The 22,324-nt window shown below is 68.1% G+C and carries 24 protein-coding genes, 1 tRNA gene and 1 pseudogene; 18 read left to right on the top strand and 8 right to left on the bottom strand.

The annotated features are described in order from the left end of the window. Positions 1-36 precede the first annotated feature (36 nt). Complete coding sequence (locus tag DIE11_RS33830; protein WP_059466993.1) at positions 37-381, bottom strand: cupin domain-containing protein; 345 nt, start codon at positions 379-381, stop codon at positions 37-39. Positions 382-674: 293 nt separating this feature from the next. On the opposite strand from DIE11_RS33830, the gene DIE11_RS33825 reads away from it, so the two are divergent. Beyond that, a tRNA-Gly gene (locus tag DIE11_RS33825) sits at positions 675-749 on the top strand. A gap of 133 nt (positions 750-882) precedes the next feature. Next, complete coding sequence (trmB, locus tag DIE11_RS33820; protein ID WP_059605632.1) at positions 883-1,650, top strand: tRNA (guanosine(46)-N7)-methyltransferase TrmB; 768 nt, start codon at positions 883-885, stop codon at positions 1,648-1,650. A gap of 96 nt (positions 1,651-1,746) precedes the next feature. Here trmB and DIE11_RS33815 read toward each other — a convergent pair whose 3' ends face one another. The 3 genes from DIE11_RS33815 to DIE11_RS33805 form a co-directional block, all read right to left on the bottom strand. Then, positions 1,747-2,577: an undecaprenyl-diphosphate phosphatase gene (locus tag DIE11_RS33815; RefSeq protein ID WP_059605630.1), complete on the bottom strand. Its 831-nt coding sequence runs from the start codon at positions 2,575-2,577 to the stop codon at positions 1,747-1,749. Positions 2,578-2,655: 78 nt separating this feature from the next. Next, positions 2,656-3,237, bottom strand: coding sequence for a DUF1439 domain-containing protein (locus DIE11_RS33810; protein WP_059605627.1), 582 nt, complete (start codon positions 3,235-3,237; stop codon positions 2,656-2,658). Between the two features lie 141 nt (positions 3,238-3,378). After that, the gene (locus tag DIE11_RS33805) at positions 3,379-3,696 is read right to left on the bottom strand and encodes a YkgJ family cysteine cluster protein (protein WP_059680838.1); all 318 of its coding nucleotides are present in this window, start codon (positions 3,694-3,696) and stop codon (positions 3,379-3,381) included. A gap of 170 nt (positions 3,697-3,866) precedes the next feature. Between DIE11_RS33805 and hemN the strand changes: the two genes are divergently transcribed. From hemN to ureG, 16 genes are all read left to right on the top strand, one after another. After that, positions 3,867-5,258 carry an oxygen-independent coproporphyrinogen III oxidase gene (hemN, locus tag DIE11_RS33800; protein WP_124629651.1) on the top strand — a complete coding sequence of 464 codons (1,392 nt, stop codon included), beginning with the start codon at positions 3,867-3,869 and terminating at the stop codon, positions 5,256-5,258. Between the two features lie 72 nt (positions 5,259-5,330). Then, positions 5,331-5,588 (top strand): hypothetical protein, encoded by a 258-nt coding sequence (locus DIE11_RS33795; RefSeq protein ID WP_059448113.1) that lies wholly within the window; start codon positions 5,331-5,333, stop codon positions 5,586-5,588. Between the two features lie 104 nt (positions 5,589-5,692). Continuing rightward, complete coding sequence (locus DIE11_RS33790; RefSeq protein ID WP_059605621.1) at positions 5,693-6,349, top strand: protein-L-isoaspartate O-methyltransferase; 657 nt, start codon at positions 5,693-5,695, stop codon at positions 6,347-6,349. 14 nt (positions 6,350-6,363) lie between these two features. After that, on the top strand, positions 6,364-6,687 hold the full coding sequence (locus DIE11_RS33785) for a rhodanese-like domain-containing protein (protein ID WP_059605618.1): 324 nt from the start codon (positions 6,364-6,366) through the stop codon (positions 6,685-6,687). Between the two features lie 575 nt (positions 6,688-7,262). Beyond that, positions 7,263-8,570 carry an urea ABC transporter substrate-binding protein gene (urtA, locus tag DIE11_RS33780; protein WP_059605640.1) on the top strand — a complete coding sequence of 436 codons (1,308 nt, stop codon included), beginning with the start codon at positions 7,263-7,265 and terminating at the stop codon, positions 8,568-8,570. 135 nt (positions 8,571-8,705) lie between these two features. Next, positions 8,706-10,325, top strand: a complete 1,620-nt coding sequence (urtB, locus tag DIE11_RS33775; RefSeq protein ID WP_059680823.1) for an urea ABC transporter permease subunit UrtB — start codon at positions 8,706-8,708, stop codon at positions 10,323-10,325. Position 10,326: 1 nt separating this feature from the next. Further along, a complete protein-coding gene (gene urtC / locus DIE11_RS33770) occupies positions 10,327-11,514 on the top strand; it encodes an urea ABC transporter permease subunit UrtC (protein WP_124629650.1) in 1,188 nt (395 codons plus the stop codon). Then, on the top strand, positions 11,511-12,368 hold the full coding sequence (urtD, locus tag DIE11_RS33765) for an urea ABC transporter ATP-binding protein UrtD (protein WP_059509652.1): 858 nt from the start codon (positions 11,511-11,513) through the stop codon (positions 12,366-12,368). Before urtC ends, urtD begins: the two co-directional genes overlap by 4 nt. A 4-nt stretch (positions 12,369-12,372) precedes the next feature. After that, positions 12,373-13,065, top strand: a complete 693-nt coding sequence (urtE, locus tag DIE11_RS33760) for an urea ABC transporter ATP-binding subunit UrtE (protein WP_124629649.1) — start codon at positions 12,373-12,375, stop codon at positions 13,063-13,065. Positions 13,066-13,207: 142 nt separating this feature from the next. Further along, positions 13,208-14,083 carry an urease accessory protein UreD gene (locus tag DIE11_RS33755; protein WP_124629648.1) on the top strand — a complete coding sequence of 292 codons (876 nt, stop codon included), beginning with the start codon at positions 13,208-13,210 and terminating at the stop codon, positions 14,081-14,083. Between the two features lie 236 nt (positions 14,084-14,319). Further along, positions 14,320-14,622, top strand: coding sequence for an urease subunit gamma (gene ureA / locus DIE11_RS33750; RefSeq protein WP_006048588.1), 303 nt, complete (start codon positions 14,320-14,322; stop codon positions 14,620-14,622). Between the two features lie 14 nt (positions 14,623-14,636). Then, positions 14,637-14,942, top strand: a complete 306-nt coding sequence (locus tag DIE11_RS33745; RefSeq protein ID WP_124629647.1) for an urease subunit beta — start codon at positions 14,637-14,639, stop codon at positions 14,940-14,942. Between the two features lie 28 nt (positions 14,943-14,970). Continuing rightward, positions 14,971-16,677, top strand: a complete 1,707-nt coding sequence (gene ureC / locus DIE11_RS33740; RefSeq protein ID WP_124629646.1) for an urease subunit alpha — start codon at positions 14,971-14,973, stop codon at positions 16,675-16,677. A gap of 17 nt (positions 16,678-16,694) precedes the next feature. After that, entirely contained in the window at positions 16,695-17,285 is a 591-nt protein-coding gene (ureE, locus tag DIE11_RS33735) for an urease accessory protein UreE (protein ID WP_124629645.1), read from the top strand. Then, positions 17,272-17,952, top strand: coding sequence for an urease accessory protein UreF (locus DIE11_RS33730; RefSeq protein ID WP_124629644.1), 681 nt, complete (start codon positions 17,272-17,274; stop codon positions 17,950-17,952). Before ureE ends, DIE11_RS33730 begins: the two co-directional genes overlap by 14 nt. Positions 17,953-17,966: 14 nt before the next feature. After that, positions 17,967-18,614, top strand: a complete 648-nt coding sequence (gene ureG, locus DIE11_RS33725) for an urease accessory protein UreG (RefSeq protein WP_059605594.1) — start codon at positions 17,967-17,969, stop codon at positions 18,612-18,614. A gap of 59 nt (positions 18,615-18,673) precedes the next feature. Here ureG and waaA read toward each other — a convergent pair whose 3' ends face one another. From waaA to DIE11_RS33705, 4 genes and pseudogenes are all read right to left on the bottom strand, one after another. Further along, positions 18,674-20,041 (bottom strand): lipid IV(A) 3-deoxy-D-manno-octulosonic acid transferase, encoded by a 1,368-nt coding sequence (waaA, locus tag DIE11_RS33720; protein WP_124629643.1) that lies wholly within the window; start codon positions 20,039-20,041, stop codon positions 18,674-18,676. A gap of 37 nt (positions 20,042-20,078) precedes the next feature. Continuing rightward, positions 20,079-20,963: a Kdo hydroxylase family protein gene (locus DIE11_RS33715; protein ID WP_059605588.1), complete on the bottom strand. Its 885-nt coding sequence runs from the start codon at positions 20,961-20,963 to the stop codon at positions 20,079-20,081. A gap of 43 nt (positions 20,964-21,006) precedes the next feature. Beyond that, positions 21,007-22,002, bottom strand: a complete 996-nt coding sequence (waaC, locus tag DIE11_RS33710; protein ID WP_059605585.1) for a lipopolysaccharide heptosyltransferase I — start codon at positions 22,000-22,002, stop codon at positions 21,007-21,009. 177 nt (positions 22,003-22,179) lie between these two features. After that, a pseudogene (locus DIE11_RS33705) lies at positions 22,180-22,324 on the bottom strand (phosphomannomutase/phosphoglucomutase); the annotation flags it as partial.

Genomic DNA, 22,324 nt, shown 5'->3' with positions numbered 1-22,324 from the left:
CCAGCGCTGGTACGCGAGTCGAATCGACAGGCCCGCTCAGGCAAACACGAAGTACTTGCGCACCGTCTCCACCACTTCCCACGTCCCTTTCATGCCGGGTTCGATCACGAACACGTCGCCGGCCTTCAGGTGCACCGGCTCCTCGCCTTCCGGCGTGATGATGCAGTAGCCGTCGAGGAAGTGGCAGTACTCCCATTTCTCGTAGTTCACTTCGAACTTGCCCGGCGTGCAGATCCAGGTGCCCATGATCTTGCTGCCATCCTTCGAGAGGTAGGCGTTGAGGTTCACGGTGTGCGGATCGCCGCCGATGCGCTTCCACTTGGTCGCGTCGACGACCGGGGTCGGGCAGGTTTTGCGCAGAACGGTGATGAAATCGGACATGTCGGCTCCAGACTAACGATCGGGTAGAAGGTCTGTCACGTTAGTTCGAAAGCTTCACCGGGGCTTGTATGCGTCCGACATCGACTCGTCTATTTTCGACAAGGGCTTGCGTGCTGGCGCGCCGCCTGCGTGTTCCGGTCGGCCTTACGATGACCGACCGCTTCCGGCCGATCCTTGACGCCAGTACCAGGGATCCGTCGCCCAACCACCGAGCCCATGCGTGCTTCGAGGCAGGCCGCCAAAAACGCCTTGCTTGCAACATCAGCGCCAAACCCTGTAGAATTACGCGTTCTGCGGGCGTCGTATAATGGCCATTACCTCAGCTTCCCAAGCTGATGACGTGGGTTCGATTCCCATCGCCCGCTCCACCTTCGGCTGCTCGGCAGCCTGCGCAAGAGCCGCCTCGTCGAAGGCGGCTTTTTTGTACCGTCTGCCGGTTCATCTGGCAGCACCGCTGCGCATGACGGGCCCGCGCCCGAACCAAGCCTTTCTCTGTCACCGATGATGCACGACGATCCGAACGAAGCCGGCCTGCCGCCGGACGACGCCGCCCTTCCCGACGAAGCCGCCGACGGCGCCGACGAAGTCAACCCGCTGCACCGCCGCCGCATCCGCAGCTTCGTGACGCGCGCCGGCCGCGTGTCGACCGGCCAGCGCCGCGCGCTCGACGATCTCGGCCCGCGCTTCGTCGTCCCGTACGCGGCGGAAATCCCGGACTGGGACGCCGTGTTCGGCCGCCGCGCGCCGCGCATCCTGGAGATCGGCTTCGGGATGGGCGCATCGACCGCGGAAATCGCGGCGCACCGCCCGGGCGACGACTTCCTCGGCGTCGAAGTGCACGAACCGGGTGTCGGCGCGCTGCTGAAACTGATCGGCGAGCAGGACCTGCCGAACATCCGCATCATCCAGCACGACGCGGTCGAGGTGCTCGAGCACATGCTCGCGCCGGAAAGCCTCGACGGCGTGCACATCTTCTTCCCCGATCCGTGGCACAAGGCGCGCCATCACAAGCGCCGACTGATCCAGCCGCCGCTCGTCGCGCACCTCGCATCGCGCCTGAAGCCCGGCGCGTACCTGCACTGCGCGACCGACTGGCAAAACTACGCGGAACAGATGCTGGAAGTGCTCGGCGCCGAACCGACGCTCGAAAACACGGCTGCCGACTACGCGCCGCGCCCAGACTACCGCCCCGTCACGAAGTTCGAACGGCGCGGGCTGCGGCTCGGCCACGGCGTGTGGGACCTGGTGTTCCGCAAACGCGCCGGCTGAACACAACGCGCGTCGCGCAATGACAAACGGCCCGACCGGCATCTGCTACCGGTCGGGCCGTTCTCTATTGGATGCGCCCTTGCCCCCGCACCGGCATCACGCCCAGTTCAGCCACCCGCTATACCCCACCAACAGCACGAACAGGCCGAACGCGATCCGGTACCACGCGAACACGGTGAAGTCGTGCGTCGCGACGAAACGCAGCAGCCAGCGCACGCACACGAACGCGCTGACGAAGGCGGCAACGAGCCCGAGCGCGAACAGGCCGAGCGAATCGACCGTGAACGCCTGCCAGTCCTTGACGGTTTCATAGAGCGTCGCGCCGAAGATGATCGGAATCGCGAGGAAGAACGAGAATTCGGTCGCGACGCGCCGGTCGAGGCCGAACAGCATCCCGCCGATGATCGTCGAGCCCGAGCGCGACATGCCCGGCACCAGCGCGAAACATTGCGCGATGCCGACCTTCAGCGCGTCGAGCGGCGTGAGCGCATCGACCGACTGCACGCGCGGCGGCTCGCGGCGTTCGCGCTGTCGCGCCTCGGCCCACAGGATGATCGCGCCGCCGACGACGAGTGCGAACGCGACCGGCACCGGCGAGAACAGCACGGCCTTGATCTTCTTCTCGAACAGCAGGCCGAGCGCGATCGCGGGAATCGTCGCGATCACGACGTTCAGCGTGAAGCGCTGCGCGTCGGGGCGGCTCGGCAGCCCGGACACGATGGAGACGATCCGCTGCCGGTATTCCCAGCAGACCGCGAGGATCGCGCCGAACTGGATCACGACGTCGAAGGTCTTCGCGTGCGCGTCGTTGAAATTCAGGAAGCTGCCCGCGACGATCAGGTGGCCGGTGCTCGACACCGGGAGGAATTCCGTCAGCCCCTCGACGACGCCGAGGATCAATGCCTTGCAGATCAGGATCCAGTCCATCCGTGGCCCAACTCCGAAGTAGTCGAAAGAAAGGGCCGCGTCACCGTCGCGGCCCGCCCGGCCGCGCGCGGTGCGCCGTCACTTTTCGACGATCGCTACGCGTATGCCGTTTGTAAGAATCGTAATTGTACCGGGTTCGTAGTTCACGCCGGCAAATTGCAGTTGTTCGGGCTTGAACGTGTAGATCGGATAGTTGGTCAGCACCTGCGTCGCGAGCAGGCCGGCGGCCGCGCCGACCTGTTGCGCGTACATCTGCGCGTTGCCGTCGAGCACGAGGCTGTCGACGGCCGGCGCCTTCAGCACGACCGAGCGGCTCGGCGCGTCGTAAGCCAGCTGGCCCGACACGATGAACTTGCCGCTCACCGGTTCGCTCAGGAACGGACTCGCGAAATGCGCGTCCAGCTGCACGGCGACGCGGTTCTGGTCGGGCAGCAGGTTGACGGCCGGATTGGCGAGCGACACGTCGACGACCTGCGCGACCGTCTTCTGGTAGGGAAACTTGCGCGCGACGGCTTTCTGCACATCGCCGCGCGAGAACGTGTAGTGATCGGGGATGAACGGGAAAGTCGACGCGCAGGCGGCGAGCGATACCGACACGCCGATGGCGCCGGCGCAAGCGGCGAGGAAGCGGCGCCGGCCGGACGTGCAAGATGCGGTCATGCTGAACAATCTCCTGTATCGGGCGAAGCGTCCGTCGGGTTACCGGCTCGGCCGCAAGCAGGGCCGTGGACCGAAGTTAGTGCTTCGGCGGATGTCGCCGGTTCCATGCGCGTGCCGGTGACGGGCAGCGCGGGCAATGCGTCAGCGGGCCGCGCCGGCGCCCGGCGCCGGCTGCGTCGCGACCTCGAGGCGCGTCAGCCACGCGAGCGCGTCGTCGCGCGACGCACCGCACATCTCGGCGGACGGCTGCAGTCCGGAACAGCACGCGGGACGCTCGGGCCGGCCGAAGATCCGGCAGCGCAGGTCGTCGCCGAGCTGCACGCAACGCACGCCGGCGGGCTTGCCGTCGGGCATCCCCGGAATCGGCGAGGAAATCGAAGGCGCGATGCAGCATGCGCCGCACCCCTCGCGGCACGCATGCGGCGGCGGGACATCGGCGGGCGCCGGACGGACAGGCATTTCGACGGACACTCGGCTCTCTCACGAACAACAAAAAACGGTGCGGCAACCGGACGCAGCGTGCGGCAGCCCACTGCGCATTGTGCCACCGCCGGCTGCGACGTTATTACACAATGCAGCCGAAACGCGCGTTTATATACTCGAAAGCATCTAAAAAGCGCGAGACCATCATGAGTTCCGGTTCTGCCGACACAATGTTCCGTCCCGATTTGCTCGCGAAGTACGGCGCGAACGGGCCGCGCTATACGTCCTACCCCACCGCGCTGCAATTCCGCGACGATTTCGACCCGGCCGACTACGTGCGCGCCGCGGGCGATCCCGGCGCGTCGTCGAGCGACCTGTCGCTGTACTTCCACATCCCGTTCTGCAACACGGCCTGCTTCTACTGCGGCTGCAACAAGATCGCGACCAACAACCGCCGCCGCGCGCGCCCGTATCTCGAGCAACTGAAGCGCGAGCTGGCGCTGCAGGCCGCGCTGTTCGATCCCGCGCGCCCGGTCACGCAGCTGCACTGGGGCGGCGGCACGCCGACCTTCCTGTCCGACGACGAAACGGCCGAGCTGATGGTGGCCACCCGCGAGCACTTCGCGCTTGCACCGGACGCCGACGCGGAGTTCTCGATCGAGATCGACCCGCGCACGGTCACGCCCGCGACGCTCGTCCACCTGCGCAACATCGGCTTCAACCGGCTGAGCCTGGGCGTGCAGGATTTCGATCCGATCGTGCAGCAGGCGATCAACCGGATCCAGCCGCTCGCGATGACGGCCGACCTGCTGTCGGCAGCACGCACGACGGGCTTCCATTCGGTCAGCGTCGACCTGATCTACGGGCTGCCGCACCAGACGGTCGCCGTATTCGCGCGCACGCTCGAGACAATCATCGAACTCGCGCCCGACCGCCTCTCGGTATTCGGCTACGCGCACATGCCGCACCTGTTCAAGATGCAGCGGCAGATCGACGACGCGACGCTGCCGCCGCCCGCAACGCGCGTCGCGCTGCTCGGCCTCGCGATCGACATGCTGACCCAGGCCGGCTACGTGTACATCGGGATGGATCACTTCGCGCGGCCGACCGACGAACTTGTGCGCGCGCAGCGCAACGGCACGCTGCAGCGCAATTTCCAGGGCTACAGCACGCGCGCGGATACCGATCTGGTCGGCTTCGGCGTGTCGTCGATCGGGAAGGTCGGCGACGTCTACGCGCAGAACGCGAAGGACCTGCCGGCCTATGGCGCCGCGCTCGACGCGGGCCGGCTGCCGATCACGCGCGGCGTGCGGCTCACGCCCGACGACCGGCTGCGCCGGGACGTGATCACCCAGCTGATGTGCAACCTCGAACTGCCGTTCTCGCATATCGAGGCCGCGCACGGGATCCGCTTCGCCGATCACTTCGCGCGCGAGCTCGACGCGCTGCGCACGTTCGAGCAGGACGGGTTGCTGACCATCGCCGGCGACCGCCTGACGATCCACCCGGCCGGCCGGATGGTCGTGCGCAACATCGCGATGGCGTTCGACGCCTACCTCGGCCAGACGCCGCGGCAACGCTACTCGCGCACCGTCTGACGCCGCACGGCCGCATGCGGGCGGCCGGTTTGATAAAGTACGGGGCTCAACGCCCCTGCAAGAATCCGCACGATGCGCACCACCAAAGCAACCAACGCGGTCGAACGCCTCAAAACGCGTTCCGGCAACCCGCAGTTCGCGGCCGTCGCGATGGCGGGCGGCCTGTTCTATCTGGTCGACCGCTCCGGCGGCACCGCCGAGAAGCGCAGCGAGCCGCTGCCGCTCGACGAATTCGTCAGGTTCGTCGACGAATTCGGCCCCAAAAAGCCGCGCAAGGCGAGCAAGCTCGACCTCGCATTCGAGGCGCAGATCAAGAAGAGCAAGGGATAAAGGTCTGTTGCAGGCCGTCTGAAGGCTTCGCGGCCGCCCCCTTTGGTACAATCACGAAGTTTCTCTATCCCCGCTGATGGCCGACCTGGCTGCGTGACCACACCATGAATATCGAAAACGCGCGTTTCAACATGATCGAACAACAGATCCGGCCGTGGGATGTGCTGGATCTGGACGTCCTGGGCCTGCTGTCGATCGTCAAGCGTGAAAACTACGTGTTGCCCGAACACCGCGATCTCGCGTTCGCCGACCTCGAGCTGCCGCTGCCCGGCGGCACCAGCAAGATGCTGTTCCCGCGCGTCGAAGCGCGCGTGCTGCAGGAACTGTCGGTCAAGAAGCACGAGAACGTGCTCGTGATCGGCGCGGGTTCGGGCTACCTGGCCGCACTGTTCGCGCATCGCGCACAGCACGTGACGGCTGTCGATATCGATCCGACCATCGCAAAGTTCGCGGCGGACAACCTGCGCAACGACGGCGTGACGAACGCGGAAGTCGTGCTCGGCGACGGCTCGCTCGGCTGGCCCGACAAGGCGCCGTATGACGTGATCTGCGTCGCGGGCGGCCTGCCGGTCGTGCCGCAGCAGATGCTCGAACAGCTGAAGATCGGCGGCCGCCTGTCGGCGTTCGTCGGCGGCCGTCCGGTGATGAAGGCGCAGATCATCACGCGCATCGACGACAAGCAGTACCGTGTCGCCGACGTGTTCGAAACCTACGTCAATCACCTCGTCAACGCGATGGAGCCGTCGCGCTTCAAGTTCTGAGCGGCGGAGCTTCCATGCAGATCCTGACACCCGCGATGCTCGCGGAATGGCTTCGCGATCCGGCGCGTCCCGCGCCGCTCGTGCTCGACGTGCGCGAGCCCTGGGAAATCTCGACCGCGCAGATCGCCGGCAGCGTGTCGATCCCGATGCAACAGATCCCCGCGCGCAGCGAGGAGCTCGACGACGAAGCGGAAATCGTCTGCGTGTGCCATCACGGGATGCGCAGCGCCCAGGTCGCGATGTTCCTCGAATCGCGCGGCTTCACGAAGCTGTACAACCTGCAGGGCGGGATCGACGCGTGGTCGCGTGACGTCGATCCGTCCGTGCCGCGTTACTGAGTGACTGACCTTCCCGGCGGCGCATCGCGCGCCGCCACGGCGACCGGCACGTTGCAGCCGATCGCCCCGATCCGCCGAACGGGCGCGCATGGCGCGCCCGTTTGCATTTCCGCTTCTCTGTTCCCCCTCCCCCGATTGCTTCAGCCCGTCGGCTATCCGCGTGTGTTCATGTCGAACGGCGGCGAGCACCCGAGCATGGCACCCGTCGAACGGATCGCTTCGCGCTTGCCGTCGTACTCCACTTCCCCCCGCGCGCACAGCGACGCCGACACGACACGACACGACACGACACGACGCGGCTGGATGCGTGCGCATCCATCACGTTCCGCACGTCCCTCAACGCGTGACGTGCGCGCTCGGACACGGGCGCATACCGTGCACCAATTGCGCCCGCGCGACTGCACCGCAACGGATCGCGCATGCTGCACGACGCGTCACGCGCACCACGCCGACGCCCCGCGCCACCCCGCACAGGCACGCCCGGCGTGCATCCGCGCGACTGGCACATGCCTTGCGTTAGTCGGATGCCGGCGCCGTCATGGCGCACGCCTACCAAACACGTCAAGGGGAACTCGATGAAACGTCGCAGTCTGCTGAAGTTCGGTTCGATGGCCGGTGCACTCGCGCTGGCGGGCAAGAGTCCGTTTGCGCACGCGGCCGATGCGGGCACGGGTCCGATCAAGGTCGGTATCCTGCATTCGCTGTCGGGCACGATGGCGATCTCCGAAACGTCGCTGAAGGACACGGCGCTGATGACGATCGCCGACATCAACAAGAGCGGCGGCGTGATGGGCCGCAAGCTCGAGCCCGTGGTCGTCGACCCCGCATCGAACTGGCCGCTGTTCGCGGAGAAGGCGCGCCAGCTGCTCACGCAGGACAAGGTCGCATGCGTGTTCGGCTGCTGGACGTCGGTGTCGCGCAAGTCGGTGCTGCCGGTGTTCGAGGAACTGAACGGCCTGCTCTACTACCCGGTGCAATATGAAGGCGAGGAAATGTCGCGCAACGTTTTCTACACGGGCGCCGCGCCGAATCAGCAGGCGATCCCCGCCGTCGAGTACCTGATGAGCGCGGAAGGCGGCGGCGCGAAACGATTCTTCCTGCTCGGCACCGACTATGTGTATCCGCGCACGACCAACAAGATCCTGCGCGCGTTCCTGAAATCGAAAGGCGTCAAGGACGCCGATATTCAGGAGGTCTACACGCCGTTCGGCCACAGCGATTACCAGACGATCGTCGCGAACATCAAGAACTTCGCGCAGGGCGGCAAGACGACCGTGGTCTCGACGATCAACGGCGATTCGAACGTGCCGTTCTACAAGGAGCTCGGCAACCAGGGGATCAAGGCGACCGACGTGCCGGTGGTCGCGTTCTCGGTTGGCGAGGAAGAGCTGCGCGGGATCGACACGAAGCCGCTCGTCGGCCATCTCGCCGCCTGGAACTACTTCATGTCGGTGAAGAACCCGACGAACACGAAGTTCAAGGACCAGTTCGCCGCGTGGGTGAAGGCGAACAATCTGCCGGGCGGCGCGAAGCGCGTGACCAACGATCCGATGGAAGCGACCTACGTCGGCATCCACATGTGGAAGCAGGCGGTCGAGAAGGCGAAGAGCACCGACGTCGACAAGGTGCGCGTCGCGATGATCGGACAGACGGTTGCCGCGCCGTCGGGCTTCACGCTCTCGATGGACGGCAACCATCACCTGCACAAGCCGGTGATGATCGGCGAGATCCGCGGCGACGGGCAGTTCAACGTCGTGTGGAAGACGAAGACGGTCGTGCGCGCGCAGCCGTGGAGCCCGTTCATCGCGGGCAACCAGGGCAAGCCGGACATCGTCAGCTCGATCCCGGCGTTCCTGCGCCGGCAGCGCGCGGCGCTCGCCTGATGCGATGCGGAGCGCCGCGCACCGGCGTGGCGCTCCGTTCGCAGGCCGGCGCAGGCGCGCCGCCGCGATTGCGGTAACGCGCCGCTCGCGCACCGCCGCACGCATTCGCTTTCCCACGCCCGACAGGATTTCTCGATGCCTACACGCTTTCGCCGCGCCGCCGTCGCGGTCGTCGCCTGTGCCGCGCTGACGGGCGCGCTGCCGCACGCCGCGTTCGCCCTGACGGCGGCCGATACCGCCGCGCTTGCCGGCGACGACTTCGACGCGAAAACGGCCGCGATCGAACATCTCGCCGCCGATGCCGATCCGCGCGCCGTCGCGTTGCTCAATGCGCTGTCGACCGGCGACGCGCTCGCGACCGGCGACGGACACCTGCTGATCCAGACCGGCGACACCGCGCACGACGCGCTCACGCAGGCCGCGACGCCGGCCGGCGACGCGCAGCCCGTGATGCTGAACAACCTGCTGCGCACGAAGATCGCGGGCGCGCTGTCGGGTCTCGCTCTCGCGTCGCCGGATGTCGCCGCGCGTCGCGACGCGATCGACGCGCTGCTGAAGTCGCCCGACCCGGCGCTCAAGCCGATGATCGAGCGCGCCCGCGCCAAGGAAACCGATCCGGCATTGAAACGCCGTCTCGACGCACTGTGGGCGATCGCCGCGCTGCACGACGCCGATCCGGCGAAGCGTCTCGAAGCCGTGCAGGTGGTGGCCGCGCGCCACGATCTCGACATGATCGAGCAATTGCGCCCGCTCGTCGCGCAGAACGCCGACGGCAGCCATGCGGAACCGGACGCGCGCGTGCGCGAAGCCGCGCAGCAAGGACTCGATGCATTGCACACGCTGCAGCGCCGCGGCGAGATCGTGGGCACCGTGTTCGCGGGCCTGTCGCTCGGCAGCGTGCTGCTGCTCGCGGCGCTCGGCCTCGCGATCACGTACGGGCTGATCGGCGTGATCAACATGGCGCACGGCGAATTCCTGATGATCGGTGCGTACGCAACCTATGTCGTGCAGACGCTGATCCAGCGCTATGCGCCGGCCGCGTTCGACTGGTATCCGCTCGTTGCGGTGCCGGTGTCGTTCGCGGCGGCGGCGCTGGTGGGCATCGTGCTCGAGCGGCTCGTGCTGCGGCACCTGTACGGCCGCCCGCTCGAGACGCTACTCGCGACGTTCGGCGTGAGCCTGATCCTGATCCAGGCCACGCGCATGCTGTTCGGCGCGCAGAACGTGCAGGTCGTGAACCCGTCGTGGATGAGCGGCGGCGTGACCGTGATGCAGAACCTGATCCTGCCGTACAACCGGCTCGCGATCCTCGCGTTCGCGCTCGCGGTCGTGTGCGTCGCCTGGGGCGTGCTGACGAAGACCCGGCTCGGCCTGTTCGTGCGCGCGGTCACGCAGAACCGCCGGATGGCCGCGTGCGTCGGCGTGAAGACCGCGCGCGTCGACGCGTATGCGTTCGCGTTCGGCGCGGGCATCGCGGGCCTCGGCGGGTGCGCGCTGTCGCAGATCGGCAACGTGGGCCCGGACCTCGGGCAAAACTACATCATCGATTCGTTCATGGCGGTCGTGCTCGGCGGCGTCGGCCAGATCGCCGGCACCGTGCTCGGCGGCTTCGGGCTCGGCCTCGTCAGCAAGGCGATCGAGCCGTTCTGGGGCGCAGTGCTCGCGAAGATCGCGGTGCTCGTGATGATCGTGCTGTTCATCCAGAAACGTCCGCAGGGCATGTTCGCCCCGAAGGGACGCAGCGCGGAGGCCTGACATGACTTCAATCACCGATTCGTTGTCGAATCCGGTCGCCGGCGCGCCGAAGCCCGCCGCAACCGCGCGTGCCGAGGACGGTTTCGCGCTCCGCCTGCCGCCCCGCCCCGCGCTGCTGTCGCGCCGCGCATGGCTTGCCCTCGTCGCGCTGTGCGTCGCGATCGGCGTCGGCGTGCCGCTCGCCGCGCTGGTCGCGCCCGAGTCGAGCGCGTTCCACCTGTCAGCGTATGCGATGACGCTCGCCGGCAAGCTGATGTGCTACGCGATCGCCGCGCTCGCGCTCGATCTCGTGTGGGGCTACTGCGGAATCCTGAGCCTCGGCCATGGCCTGTTCTTCGCGCTCGGCGGTTATGCGATCGGCATGTACCTGATGCGCGAGATCGGCCGCGACGGCAAGTACGGCAGCGACCTGCCCGACTTCATGGTGTTCCTCGACTGGCATCAGCTGCCCTGGTACTGGAGCGGCACGCAGCATCTCGCGTGGGCGCTCGCGCTGGTCGTGCTCGTGCCGGCCGTGCTCGCATGGGTGTTCGGCTTCTTCACGTTCCGCTCGCGCGTGAAGGGCGTCTACCTGTCGATCATCACGCAAGCGCTGACGTTCGCCGCGATGCTGCTGTTCTTTCGCAACGAGACGGGCTTCGGCGGCAACAACGGCTTCACCGACTTCAAGCGCATCGCAGGCTTCTCCGTCACGTCGCCCGGCACGCGCACGGTGCTGTTGCTGCTGACCTTCGCGACGCTCGTACTCGCGTTCATCGCCGCGCGCGCGATCGTCACCAGCAAGCTCGGACGCGTGGTCACCGCGGTGCGCGACGGCGAGACGCGGCTGATGTTCCTCGGTTACAGCCCGCTCGCGTACAAACTGTTCGTATGGACGCTGTCGGCCGTGCTGTGCGGTATCGCGGGCGCGTTGTACGTGCCGCAGGTCGGCATCATCAACCCCGGCGAGATGTCGCCCGGCAACTCGATCGAAATGGCGATCTGGGTCGCGGTGGGCGGGCGCGGGACGCTGATCGGTCCGATCGTCGGCGCTTTCGCGGTGAACGGCGCGAAGAGCCTCTTCACCGCGTACTTCGCCGAATACTGGCTGTTCTTTCTCGGGCTGATCTTCGTGCTCGTGCCGCTCTTGCTGCCGCGCGGCATCATGGGCCTCGTGGACACGCTGCTCGCAAAGGGGAAACGCGCATGAACGGCACGGCCCTCTACCAGTTCACGCCACCGGCCGAGGACGAGCTGCTGGCCGTCAGCGGCACCGCATCGATGGGCCGCGTGGTGCCGCCCGGCATCGACACGTCGCACGGCACGATCCTCTACCTCGAGGACATCGAGGTGAGCTTCGACGGCTTTCGCGCGTTGAACAAGCTGTCGCTTGCGATCGACGCGGGCGAACTGCGCTGCGTGATCGGCCCGAACGGCGCGGGCAAGACGACGATGATGGACGTGATCACCGGCAAAACGCGACCCGATGCGGGCAAGGTTTTTCTCGGCCAGACCATCGACCTCGCGAGGATGAACGAACCCGAGATCGCACGTGCGGGGATCGGCCGCAAGTTCCAGAAGCCGACCGTGTTCGAACAGCATCCGGTGTGGGAAAACCTCGAACTGGCGATGCAGACCGACAAGGGCTGGCTCGCGTCGCTGCGCGCGCGGCTCGATCGCGCCGCACAGGCGAAGATCGAGGAGACGCTCGCGCTGATCGGCCTCGAAAGCGACGCGTATCGCGCGGCCGGCGAGCTGTCGCACGGTCAGAAGCAGCGGCTCGAGATCGGCATGCTGCTGATGCAGCGCCCGGCTCTGTTGCTGCTCGACGAGCCGGCCGCCGGGATGACCGACCACGAGACGATGGAACTCGCGAAGCTGCTGAACACGCTGCGCGGCACCTGCTCGATGATGGTCGTCGAACACGACATGGAATTCGTCGCGGCGCTCGCGGGCGACACGGGCCGCGTAACGGTGATGGCCGAAGGCGCGGTGCTCGCGCAAGGCACGCTCGACCAGGTCAAGCGCGACGACGCGGTGATCGAGTCCTACCTCGGACGGTAATCCAATGCTGAAGATCGACGCACTGAACCAGTACTACGGCGGCAGCCATATCCTGCGCAACGTGACGCTGGCCGCCGACGACGGCAAGCTCACCGTGCTGCTCGGCCGCAACGGCGTCGGCAAGAGCACGCTGCTGCGCTGCCTGATGGGCGTGGTCGCCGCGAAAAGTGGCAGTGTGTCGTGGCGCGGCACGGCGCTCGGCGCGCTGCCGCCGTATGCGCGCGTCGCGGCCGGGCTAGCGTACGTGCCGCAGGGCCGCGACATCTTTCCGCGGCTGACCGTCGAGGAAAACCTGCTCGTCGGCGCGGCGAGCCGCAAGGCGCCGTCGAAAGTGCCCGACCGCATCTACGACCTGTTCCCGGTACTGAAGGACATGCGGGTGCGACGCGGCGGCGACCTGTCGGGCGGCCAGCAGCAGCAGCTCGCGATCGGCCGCGCGCTGATGAGCGAGCCGCAGCTGCTGATCCTCGACGAGCCGACCGAGGGCATCCAGCCGTCGATCATCCAGGACATCGGCCGCACGCTGCGCCAGCTCGTCGACGAATCGAAAATGACCGTGCTGCTCGTCGAGCAGTATTACGACTTCGCGCGCTCGATCGCGGACCATTACTGGGTGATGAGCCGCGGCGAGGTCATCGCGGGCGGCGATGCGCGCGACATGGAAACGAACGGTGTGCGCGAACTGATCGCGGTGTGAGCGGCGGCACGGCAGCGCGCACGGGCGGCCGGTTCGCGGTGCGGCCGCACGCCGCGCTTCCAACGAACGCGGCATCTGCATTATTGTTCCGGTAGCATCCACGTTCTTCGCGCCCGTTTCCGTCGTTTCCCGCTTGCCGCCGATGTCCGCCCTCGACTCCCACGCCCCGCTGTCCCGCCCCGCCGTCGCCAAGTCGTGGCGCGGCCGTCTCGAACTCGGCTTCGAACGGCACGGCGCGCGCACGACGCTCGTCCACCGGCTGCACGACGGCCCGTTGCGCGTCCAGCGGCCGCTGTATCCGGAGGGCGACGCGATCTGTCACGCGGTCATCGTTCACCCGCCGGGCGGCGTCGCGGGCGGCGACCGACTCGACATCGACATCACGCTCGGCGACGGCACGCACGCGGTGCTGACGACACCCGGCGCGACCAAGTGGTACAAGTCGAACGGGCTCGACGCGACGCAGCGCATCGGCATCACGGTCGGCGAGCACGCGAAGCTCGACTGGCTGCCGCAAAACAATCTGTTCTTCGACGCGGCCCACGCCGCGCTCGACTTCACGGTAACGCTCGGCGCCGGCGCGAGCGCGATCGGCTGGGACGCGACGCAGCTCGGCCGGCAGGCGGCCGGCGAAACGTGGTCGGCGGGCCGCATCGCATCGGGTTCGGCACTCGTCGATGCCGATGGACGGCCGCTATGGACCGAGCGCGCGCTGCTCGACGCGCACGATCCGCTGCGCGGCGCACTGCAGGGTCTCGCCGGCTTTCCCGTGTACGGCACGCTGTGGGCGGCTGGCGCCGCGTGCGATACCGCGCTCGCCGAAGCGCTCGCCGTGCGGATGCCGTTCGACGACACACTGCGCGCGGGCGCGACCTGCGTGACGCCGGGCATCGTGCTGGTGCGCGCGGTATCGACGTCGATGGAAGCACTGCAGCGTCACTTCGCCGACTGCTGGCTTTACCTGCGGCCGCTCGTGCACGGCGTCGACGCACGGCCGCTGCGCCTCTGGCAGACCTGAGCGCTCGGCCCGGCACGCACCGTTTCGGCGCAGCCGCGCCGCCTACCCTGCCCACGATTCATGCATCGCGCACCACGATCGCGCATCGAGACGCGTTCCATCGACATGGCACGCGCCTTGCTGCTTACATAACGGCTACACGACGCACGAAAAACGGCGCGGTGCTACGATGACCCGCGCCCCGGCCGGAACCCCGCGCACCGATAAAAATTACGTTTTCCTGAACGATTGCCTTCATGAAACTGACTCCCCGAGAAAAGGACAAGCTGCTGATCTTCACGGCGGCGCTGCTGGCCGAGCGCCGCCGCGCGCGCGGGCTGAAGCTCAACTATCCGGAAGCGGTCGCGTTCATCACCGCCGCGTTGATGGAAGCCGCGCGCGACGGCAAGACCGTCGCCGAGGTGATGCACTACGGCACGACGCTGCTCACGCGCGACGACGTGATGGAAGGCGTGCCGGAGATGATCCCCGACATCCAGGTCGAGGCGACCTTCCCCGACGGCACCAAGCTCGTCACCGTCCACCACCCGATTCCGTGACCGAGGTAGCACGCATGATCCCCGGCGAAATCCTCACCGACGACGGCGAGCACGAACTGAACGCGGGCCGCGCGACGCGCTCGCTCGTCGTCGCGAACACCGGCGACCGCCCTGTACAGGTCGGCTCGCACTACCACTTCTTCGAAGTCAACGACGCGCTGTCGTTCGACCGCACGGCCGCGCGCGGCTTCCGGCTCAACATCGCAGCCGGCACCGCCGTGCGCTTCGAGCCGGGCCAGACGCGCACCGTCGAGCTGGTCGAGCTGGCCGGCGAACGCGCCGTCTACGGTTTTCAGGGCAAGGTGATGGGGCCGCTGTAAGCCGCGCCCCGCTCTTCAGGAACAGCACATGACATTACGCTTGAGCCGCCGCGCATACGCGGAAATGTTCGGGCCGACGACGGGCGACCGCGTGCGGCTCGCCGATACCGAACTGCTGATCGAGATCGAACGCGACTTCACGACCTACGGCGAGGAAGTGAAATTCGGCGGCGGGAAGGTGATCCGCGACGGCATGGGCCAGTCGCAGCGCGTGGCCGCCGACGTGCCCGACACGGTCATCACGAACGCGGTGATCCTCGATCATTGGGGCATCGTGAAGGCCGACATCGCGATCAAGCACGGCCGCATCGCCGCGATCGGCAAGGCCGGCAATCCGGACATCCAGCCGGGCGTGACGATCGCCATTGGCGCGGCGACCGAAGTGATCGCCGGCGAAGGGCTGATCGTGACCGCGGGCGGCATCGACACGCACATTCACTTCATCAGCCCGCAGCAGATCGACGAGGCGCTCGCGTCGGGTGTCACGACGATGCTCGGCGGCGGCACGGGGCCGGCCACCGGCACCAATGCGACGACCTGCACGCCGGGCCCGTGGCACATGGAGCGGATGCTGCAGGCCGCCGACGGCTGGCCGATCAACCTCGGCTTTCTCGGCAAGGGCAACGCGAGCCTGCCGCAGCCGCTCGTCGAACAGATCGCAGCCGGCGCGATCGGGCTGAAGCTGCACGAGGACTGGGGCACGACGCCCGCCGCGATCGACAACTGCCTTTCCGTCGCCGACGACACCGACACGCAGGTCGCGATCCACACCGACACGCTGAACGAAGCCGGCTTCGTCGAATCGACGGTCGCCGCGTTCAAGGGCCGCACGATCCACACGTATCACACCGAAGGCGCGGGCGGCGGCCATGCGCCCGACATCCTGAAGGTGTGCGGCGAGGCGAACGTGCTGCCGTCGTCGACCAACCCGACGCGCCCGTACACGATCAACACGCTCGACGAGCATCTCGACATGCTGATGGTGTGCCATCACCTCGATCCGTCGATTGCCGAGGATCTCGCGTTCGCCGAATCGCGGATCCGCCGCGAGACGATCGCGGCCGAGGACATCCTGCACGATCTCGGCGCGCTGTCGATGCTGTCGTCCGATTCGCAGGCGATGGGCCGCGTCGGCGAAGTGATCATCCGCACCTGGCAGACCGCGCACAAGATGAAGGTGCAGCGCGGCGCGCTGCCGGAAGACAACGCGCGCAACGACAACTTCCGCGCGAAGCGCTACGTCGCGAAATACACGATCAACCCGGCGATCACGCACGGGATCGCGCATGAAGTCGGTTCGATCGAGCCCGGCAAGTGGGCCGACCTCGTGCTGTGGGAGCCGGCGTTCTTCGGGATCAAGCCGTCGATGATCCTGAAGGGCGGGATGATCGCGGTCGCGCAGATGGGCGACCCGAACGCGTCGATCCCGACGCCGCAGCCGGTCCACTACCGCGAGATGTTCGCCACGCGTGGCGGCGCACTCGCGCGCACGTCGCTGACCTTCGTGTCGCAGATGGCCGCCGATGCCGGCATCGCCGAACGCTACGGACTCGCGAAGCGCATCGTGCCGGTGCGCAACTGCCGCAACGTGACGAAGGCCGACATGATCCACAACGCGTGGCGTCCGTCGATCAGCGTCGATCCCGAAACCTACGACGTGATCGCCGACGGCCAGCTGCTCACCTGCGAGCCGGCGTCGGTGCTGCCGATGGCGCAGCGCTATTTCCTGTTCTGATTTCCGGTTTTCGCTCCATGCGCACCCTCGACAAACGCATTGCCCCGAACGTGAAGCTCGCCGCGTCGCTCGTCGCGCGTGCGCCGACGCTCACGCTCGCCTATGACGCCCGCTGCAAGAGCCGCCTCGCGGCGACGCTCGACACGGGCGAGGACGTCGCGGTCCTGCTGCCGCGCGGCACCGTGCTGCGCGACGGCGACGTGCTCGTCGCCGACGACGGCGCGCTCGTGCGAATCGCCGCGGCGCCCGAGACCGTGCTGCTCGTGCGCGCGGCCGACCCGCTCACGCTGATGCGCGCCGCGTATCACCTCGGCAATCGTCACACGCCGGTCGAGATCGGCGACGGCTATCTGAAGCTCGAAGCCGATCCGGTGCTTGCCGACATGCTGCGCCGGCTCGGCACGCAGGTCGACGAAGCGAGCGCACCATTCCAGCCGGAAGCCGGTGCGTACGGCGGCGGCCACAAGCACGGGCACGATGCCACGTTCGCCGAGGATTACGCGCTCGCGCAGCAGGTATTCGGCGAACACCACGGCCACTCGCACGATCACGATCACCAGCATGGTCCGGGCTGCTCGCACGGCCACCACGGTCATGACCACCACTGAACTCGTCGCGCTGCTGCATCTCGCGTCGCCCGCGCTGCCGATCGGTGCGTACAGCTATTCGCAGGGACTCGAAGCCGCGCTCGACGCGAACCTGATCCGCGACGCCGACACCGCGCGCGACTGGATCGCCAGCGGGCTGACCGACGTGCTCGCGCACGGCGAGCTGCCGTTCCTCGCGCACCAGCTCGCGCGCTGGCAGGCGCACGACGCGGACGCGCTCGCGCGCGAAAACGCATGGTTCGTCGCGAGCCGCGAATCGGCGGAATTACGCCGCGAGACCGAGCAGATGGGCTGGTCGCTCGGGCAGCTTTGCGCGTCGCTCGAATGGGGCGATGCCGCGCGCCGCGCGACGCTCGCGTCGCTGTCGCCGGTCGCACTGCCGACCGCATTCGCCTACGCGGCCGCCGCGCACGACGCCGGTGCCGACGCCACGCTCGCCGCGTACGCATTCGGCTGGGTCGAGAACCAGACGTCGGCCGCGCTGAAGGCCGTGCCGCTCGGCCAGCTCGCGGGCCAGCGCATCATCGTCGCGCTGCGCGGCGCGATCGACGCGGCCGTACGCCGCGCGCTTGCGACACCACCCGACGCCATCAACACGTTCGCGCCGCAGCTCGGCATCCTGTCCGCGCGGCACGAAACCCAGTACTCGCGGTTGTTCCGCTCCTGAACCCGACCCACACCATGAACGCACCCGCTCCCTCCTCCGCCCGCCGCACGAAGAAACTGCCGCCGCTGCGCGTCGGCATCGGCGGCCCCGTCGGCTCCGGCAAGACCACACTGCTCGAAATGCTGTGCAAGGCGATGCGCGAGCGCTACGACCTCGTCGCGATCACGAACGACATCTATACGAAGGAAGACCAGCGCCTGCTGACGGTCGCGGGCGCGCTGCCCGAGGAACGCATCATGGGCGTCGAGACGGGCGGCTGCCCGCACACGGCGATCCGCGAGGATGCGTCGATCAACCTCGAGGCCGTCGACCGGATGCTGTCGCGCTTTCCGGACGCCGACATCGTGTTCATCGAGTCGGGCGGCGACAATCTCGCGGCGACGTTCAGCCCCGAGTTGTCGGACCTGACGATCTACGTGATCGACGTCGCCGGCGGCGAGAAGATTCCGCGCAAGGGCGGCCCCGGCATCACGAAATCCGACCTGCTCGTGATCAACAAGACCGATCTCGCGCCGCTCGTCGGGGCGAACCTCGACGTGATGGCCTCGGACACGAAGAAGATGCGGGGCGAGCGGCCTTACGTGATGACGAACCTGAAGGCGCTCGAAGGCCTCGCGGACGTCGTCGCGTTCATCGAGAAGAAGGGATTGTTGACGGTGTGAACGGCGGCGCGGCGGCCCGCTGCCGCCTCGCCTGCCCGGGGCGGCCTTGCGCCGCCCGCTCAGTCGCCGGATGCTTCCGACGCGTCCGTTGCGCCGGGCATCGCGCCGCTGCCGCGCTCGACCGGCGGCAGCAACGCCGCGAGCACGTCGACCGAGCGCGCGGTCGCGCCGCGATGACGCGACGCGAACGCGGCACCGGCCGCGCCCATCGCGATACGGCGCGCGTGATCGGCGAACAGCGCGTCGAGCACATGCGCGAGATCGAGCGGATCCGCGACCTGCATCGCCGCGCCGGCCGCGACCGCATCGGCGGTCGCCTGCGTGAAGTTGAACACGTGCGGGCCGATCAGCACCGGCACGCCGACCGCACACGCCTCGATGAGATTCTGCCCGCCGAGCGGCAGCAGGCTGCCGCCGATGAACGCGACGTCGCTGGCCGCGTAGTACGCGCCGAGTTCACCCATCGAATCGCCGAGCAGCACCGTCACGTCGGCCGGCAGCGGTTCCGCCGCGGCGGGCCGGCCGGCCGCGAGCGCCGCCGCGTCCGCGCCCCACGCTGAACGCCGCACGCACTTGAATCCGTTGCGCGCGACGAGCGCCTCGACTTCGGCAAAACGCTGCGGATGACGCGGCACGAGAATCAGCAGCGCACCGGGCGTCTTCATCGCCGCAAATGCCTGCAGCACCAGCGCCTCTTCGTTCTCGCGCGTGCTTGCTGCGACCCACACGGGCCGCGTGCCGATCGCGTCGCGCCATGCGTGGCCGCGCGCCGCCAGCTCCGGCGGCGTCGTCATGTCGAACTTCAGGTTGCCCAGCACCGTCACGTTACGCGCGCCGAGCGACGTCAGCCGCTCCGCGTCGGCCGGGCTCTGCGCGAGCACGCGCGAGAAACCGCCGAACACGTCGCGCGTCGCCGCGCCGAACTTCGCCGCGCGCCGATGCGAGCGCGCGGACATCCGCGCGTTGGTCAGCACGAGCGGCACGTCCGCGCGGCGGCACTCGTCGATCAGCGTCGGCCACACCTCGGTTTCCATCACGAGGCCGAGCGTCGGCCGCCATGCGCGCAGGAAGCGCCGCACCGCGCCCGGCATGTCGTACGGCAGGTAGCAGCGCAGCACGCGGTCGCCGAAGATCTGCTCGCCGGTCGCGCGGCCGCTCGGCGTCATGTGCGTGAGCAGGATGCGCGCGTCGGGACGTGCGCGCATCAGCGCGTCGATCAGCGGCTGCGCGGCGCGCGTCTCGCCGACCGACACCGCATGCACCCAGATCAGCGGCGCGCGATCGTCCGGTGAACGGCCGACGACGTGGCCGAAGCGCTCGCCGATGTGCTCGCGATAGCCGCGCTCCTTGCGCGAGCGCACGCAGAGCCGGATGACCGCGATCGGTGCAACGAGCCACCACAGCGCGCGATAGATCGCCCTCAGCATGAGCGGACTCCGTCACCGCGGAGGATGCGGTGCGCGCTCAAACCAGCGCCCTGCCCTGCAGGCGCTCGAGAATCCCGAGCGGCGCGCATTCGCGACGCACCATCGCGTCGACCGGCAGGAAGAAGGTCTGCTCGAGCATGAACTGGCCGGACATCACAGCGTGCGAAGTCTGATCCGAGAAACATATCCACACGCTGCCCGGCGGAAACGGCATCGTCTGCTGCGGGCACGTCTTCTGGTAGTCGAGATCGGCCTTCATGCTGTCGTGCAGGTTCAGCATCAGGTGGTCGTACGCGCTGCGCGGCGACTTCGTCACGTGCAGCAGGTTCAGCAGCCACGCCGAACCCGGGAACTGCGGCCGGATCTTCGGCAGGAAGCGCTTTGCGACGTCCTCGAACGGCTCGCCGACGCGCCATACGCGCGGCTGGCCGGCCGGGTTCACGTTCGTGAACACGCGCAGGATCCGCTCGCCGTAGTTCGGCCGCGACGGGAACGCGTCGACGTGCAGCCGGCTGTCGTCCTTGCGCCACGACGTCTGGCGCGTCTCGACCTGCATCAGCCGCAGGCTCGTCGGCGCGACGCGCAGCTTGCCGCGATATTCGGGAAAGAGGCCGTCGACGAGCGTGCCGGCCTGCTGCTGGAAGCGCGCGACCAGCGCGCGCACGGCCGACTGCGTGACGCTGTCGCCGAGCACGCCGGCGAGCGCACCGCCGTTCGGCGCGAGGCTGATGTTCTTGCGTTTGGGATCGGCGAGCGCCGGATCGAGCAGCGCTTCCTCGCCGCCTTCGATCGCGAAGCGCAGGTGCGGGAAATACAGCACCTTGCCTTCCTCGACCGCGGCGAGCAGTTGCTCGCGCGGCGCCGACAGGTTGTGTCCGCTCCAGTCGGCGGACGGGACTTCGATGATCTGGGATTCGCTCATGATCGGTTCGCGTGCGTGACGGGCAGGGCAGGCATGACGGGCATCACAGCAGACCGAAGCCCGCGAGCACCGCCTTCACCTGCGAGATCGACGGCGGCTGCCCCGCCGTGCCGAGGTTGACGACGTTCGGCGACCAGTAGCCACCGGTGCGCCAGGCCGTCGCGAAATTGTACAGTTCGACCGTCGGACGCTTCAGCGCGGCCGCGATGTGAACCAGACCTGTATCAACCCCGACCGTCGCGGCTGCGCCGTCGATCAGGCCGACGACGGCCGGCAGCGACAGTTTCGGCGGCACGATCGCCGCCGCGCCGAACTCCTTCGCGAGCCGCTCGCTGGTCGCGCGCTCCGCGTCGTTGCCCCACGGCAGCACGAGCGACGCGCCGCGCCGCACGAGCGCCTGGCCGAGCTCGATCCAGGCGGCGTCCGGCCACTGCTTGTCGGCGCGCGACGTCGCATGCACGAACACCACGTACGGCACCGGCAGGTTCAGGCCGAGCGCCGCGACCGCGAGCGCCGCCGCACGCGTATCGAGGCCGAAGTCGACCGGATCCGCCGGCGTCGGCGCCGGGTCGCCCAGCGCGGCCGCGACCAGCTGGCGCGAACGTTCGACCACGTGCGTGCGCGGTGCGATCGGCACGCGCTTGCGATAGAAGAAGCGCACCGGCCATTCGTAGCCCGCGCCGTCGGTGCGGTTGCCGAGGCCCGCGAGCGGGCCGCGCGCCCAGCTCGCGACCCAGGCCGTCTTGATGAGACCCTGGCAGTCGATCACGAGGTCGTACTGCTCGGCCGCGAGGCGCTTGCGGAACGCGCGGATCTCGCGCCACGTCGCACCCGAGAGCGGCTTCTTGCGCCAGCGGCGCAGCGAGAACGGCAGCACGTCGCGCACACCGTCGACGAGCCGCACGAGGTCGACGAAGCTCTCCTCGACGAGCCAGTCGATCTGCGCGTCGGGGTGGCGGCGCCGGATATCGGCGATCACGGGCATGTTGTGCACGACGTCGCCCAGCGACGACACGCGCACGATCAGAATCTTTTGCACGCTGAAAAAACGCCGGCGGACGGCCGGCGACAGGCATAAAGACGCGATTTTATCGCGCCCGGGGGACCACACAGGCAAAAAGCGGCCGCACGCCGTCGGCGTGCGCCGCTTTTCGGGAATGGCGCGACGATCCTTCGACCATCGTCGCGCCGGCGGCGGCCCGCAGGCCGCCCAGGCTCAGAACGGCAGCTTGACGTCCGGCTTCGCGGCCGTCAGCACGCGGCGGAAGTCCGCCTGGATGCGCGCGAGCCCTTCCTGCGTCTCCGATTCGAAACGCATCACGACGACCGGCGTCGTGTTCGACGAACGCGCGAGGCCGAAG

Origin of the sequence: Burkholderia sp. Bp9012, from assembly GCF_003853825.1 — a bacterium.
In the GTDB taxonomy this organism is placed as follows: Bacteria; Pseudomonadota; Gammaproteobacteria; order Burkholderiales; family Burkholderiaceae; genus Burkholderia; species Burkholderia diffusa.
This window is presented reverse-complemented; position numbering and strand designations above follow the sequence as displayed.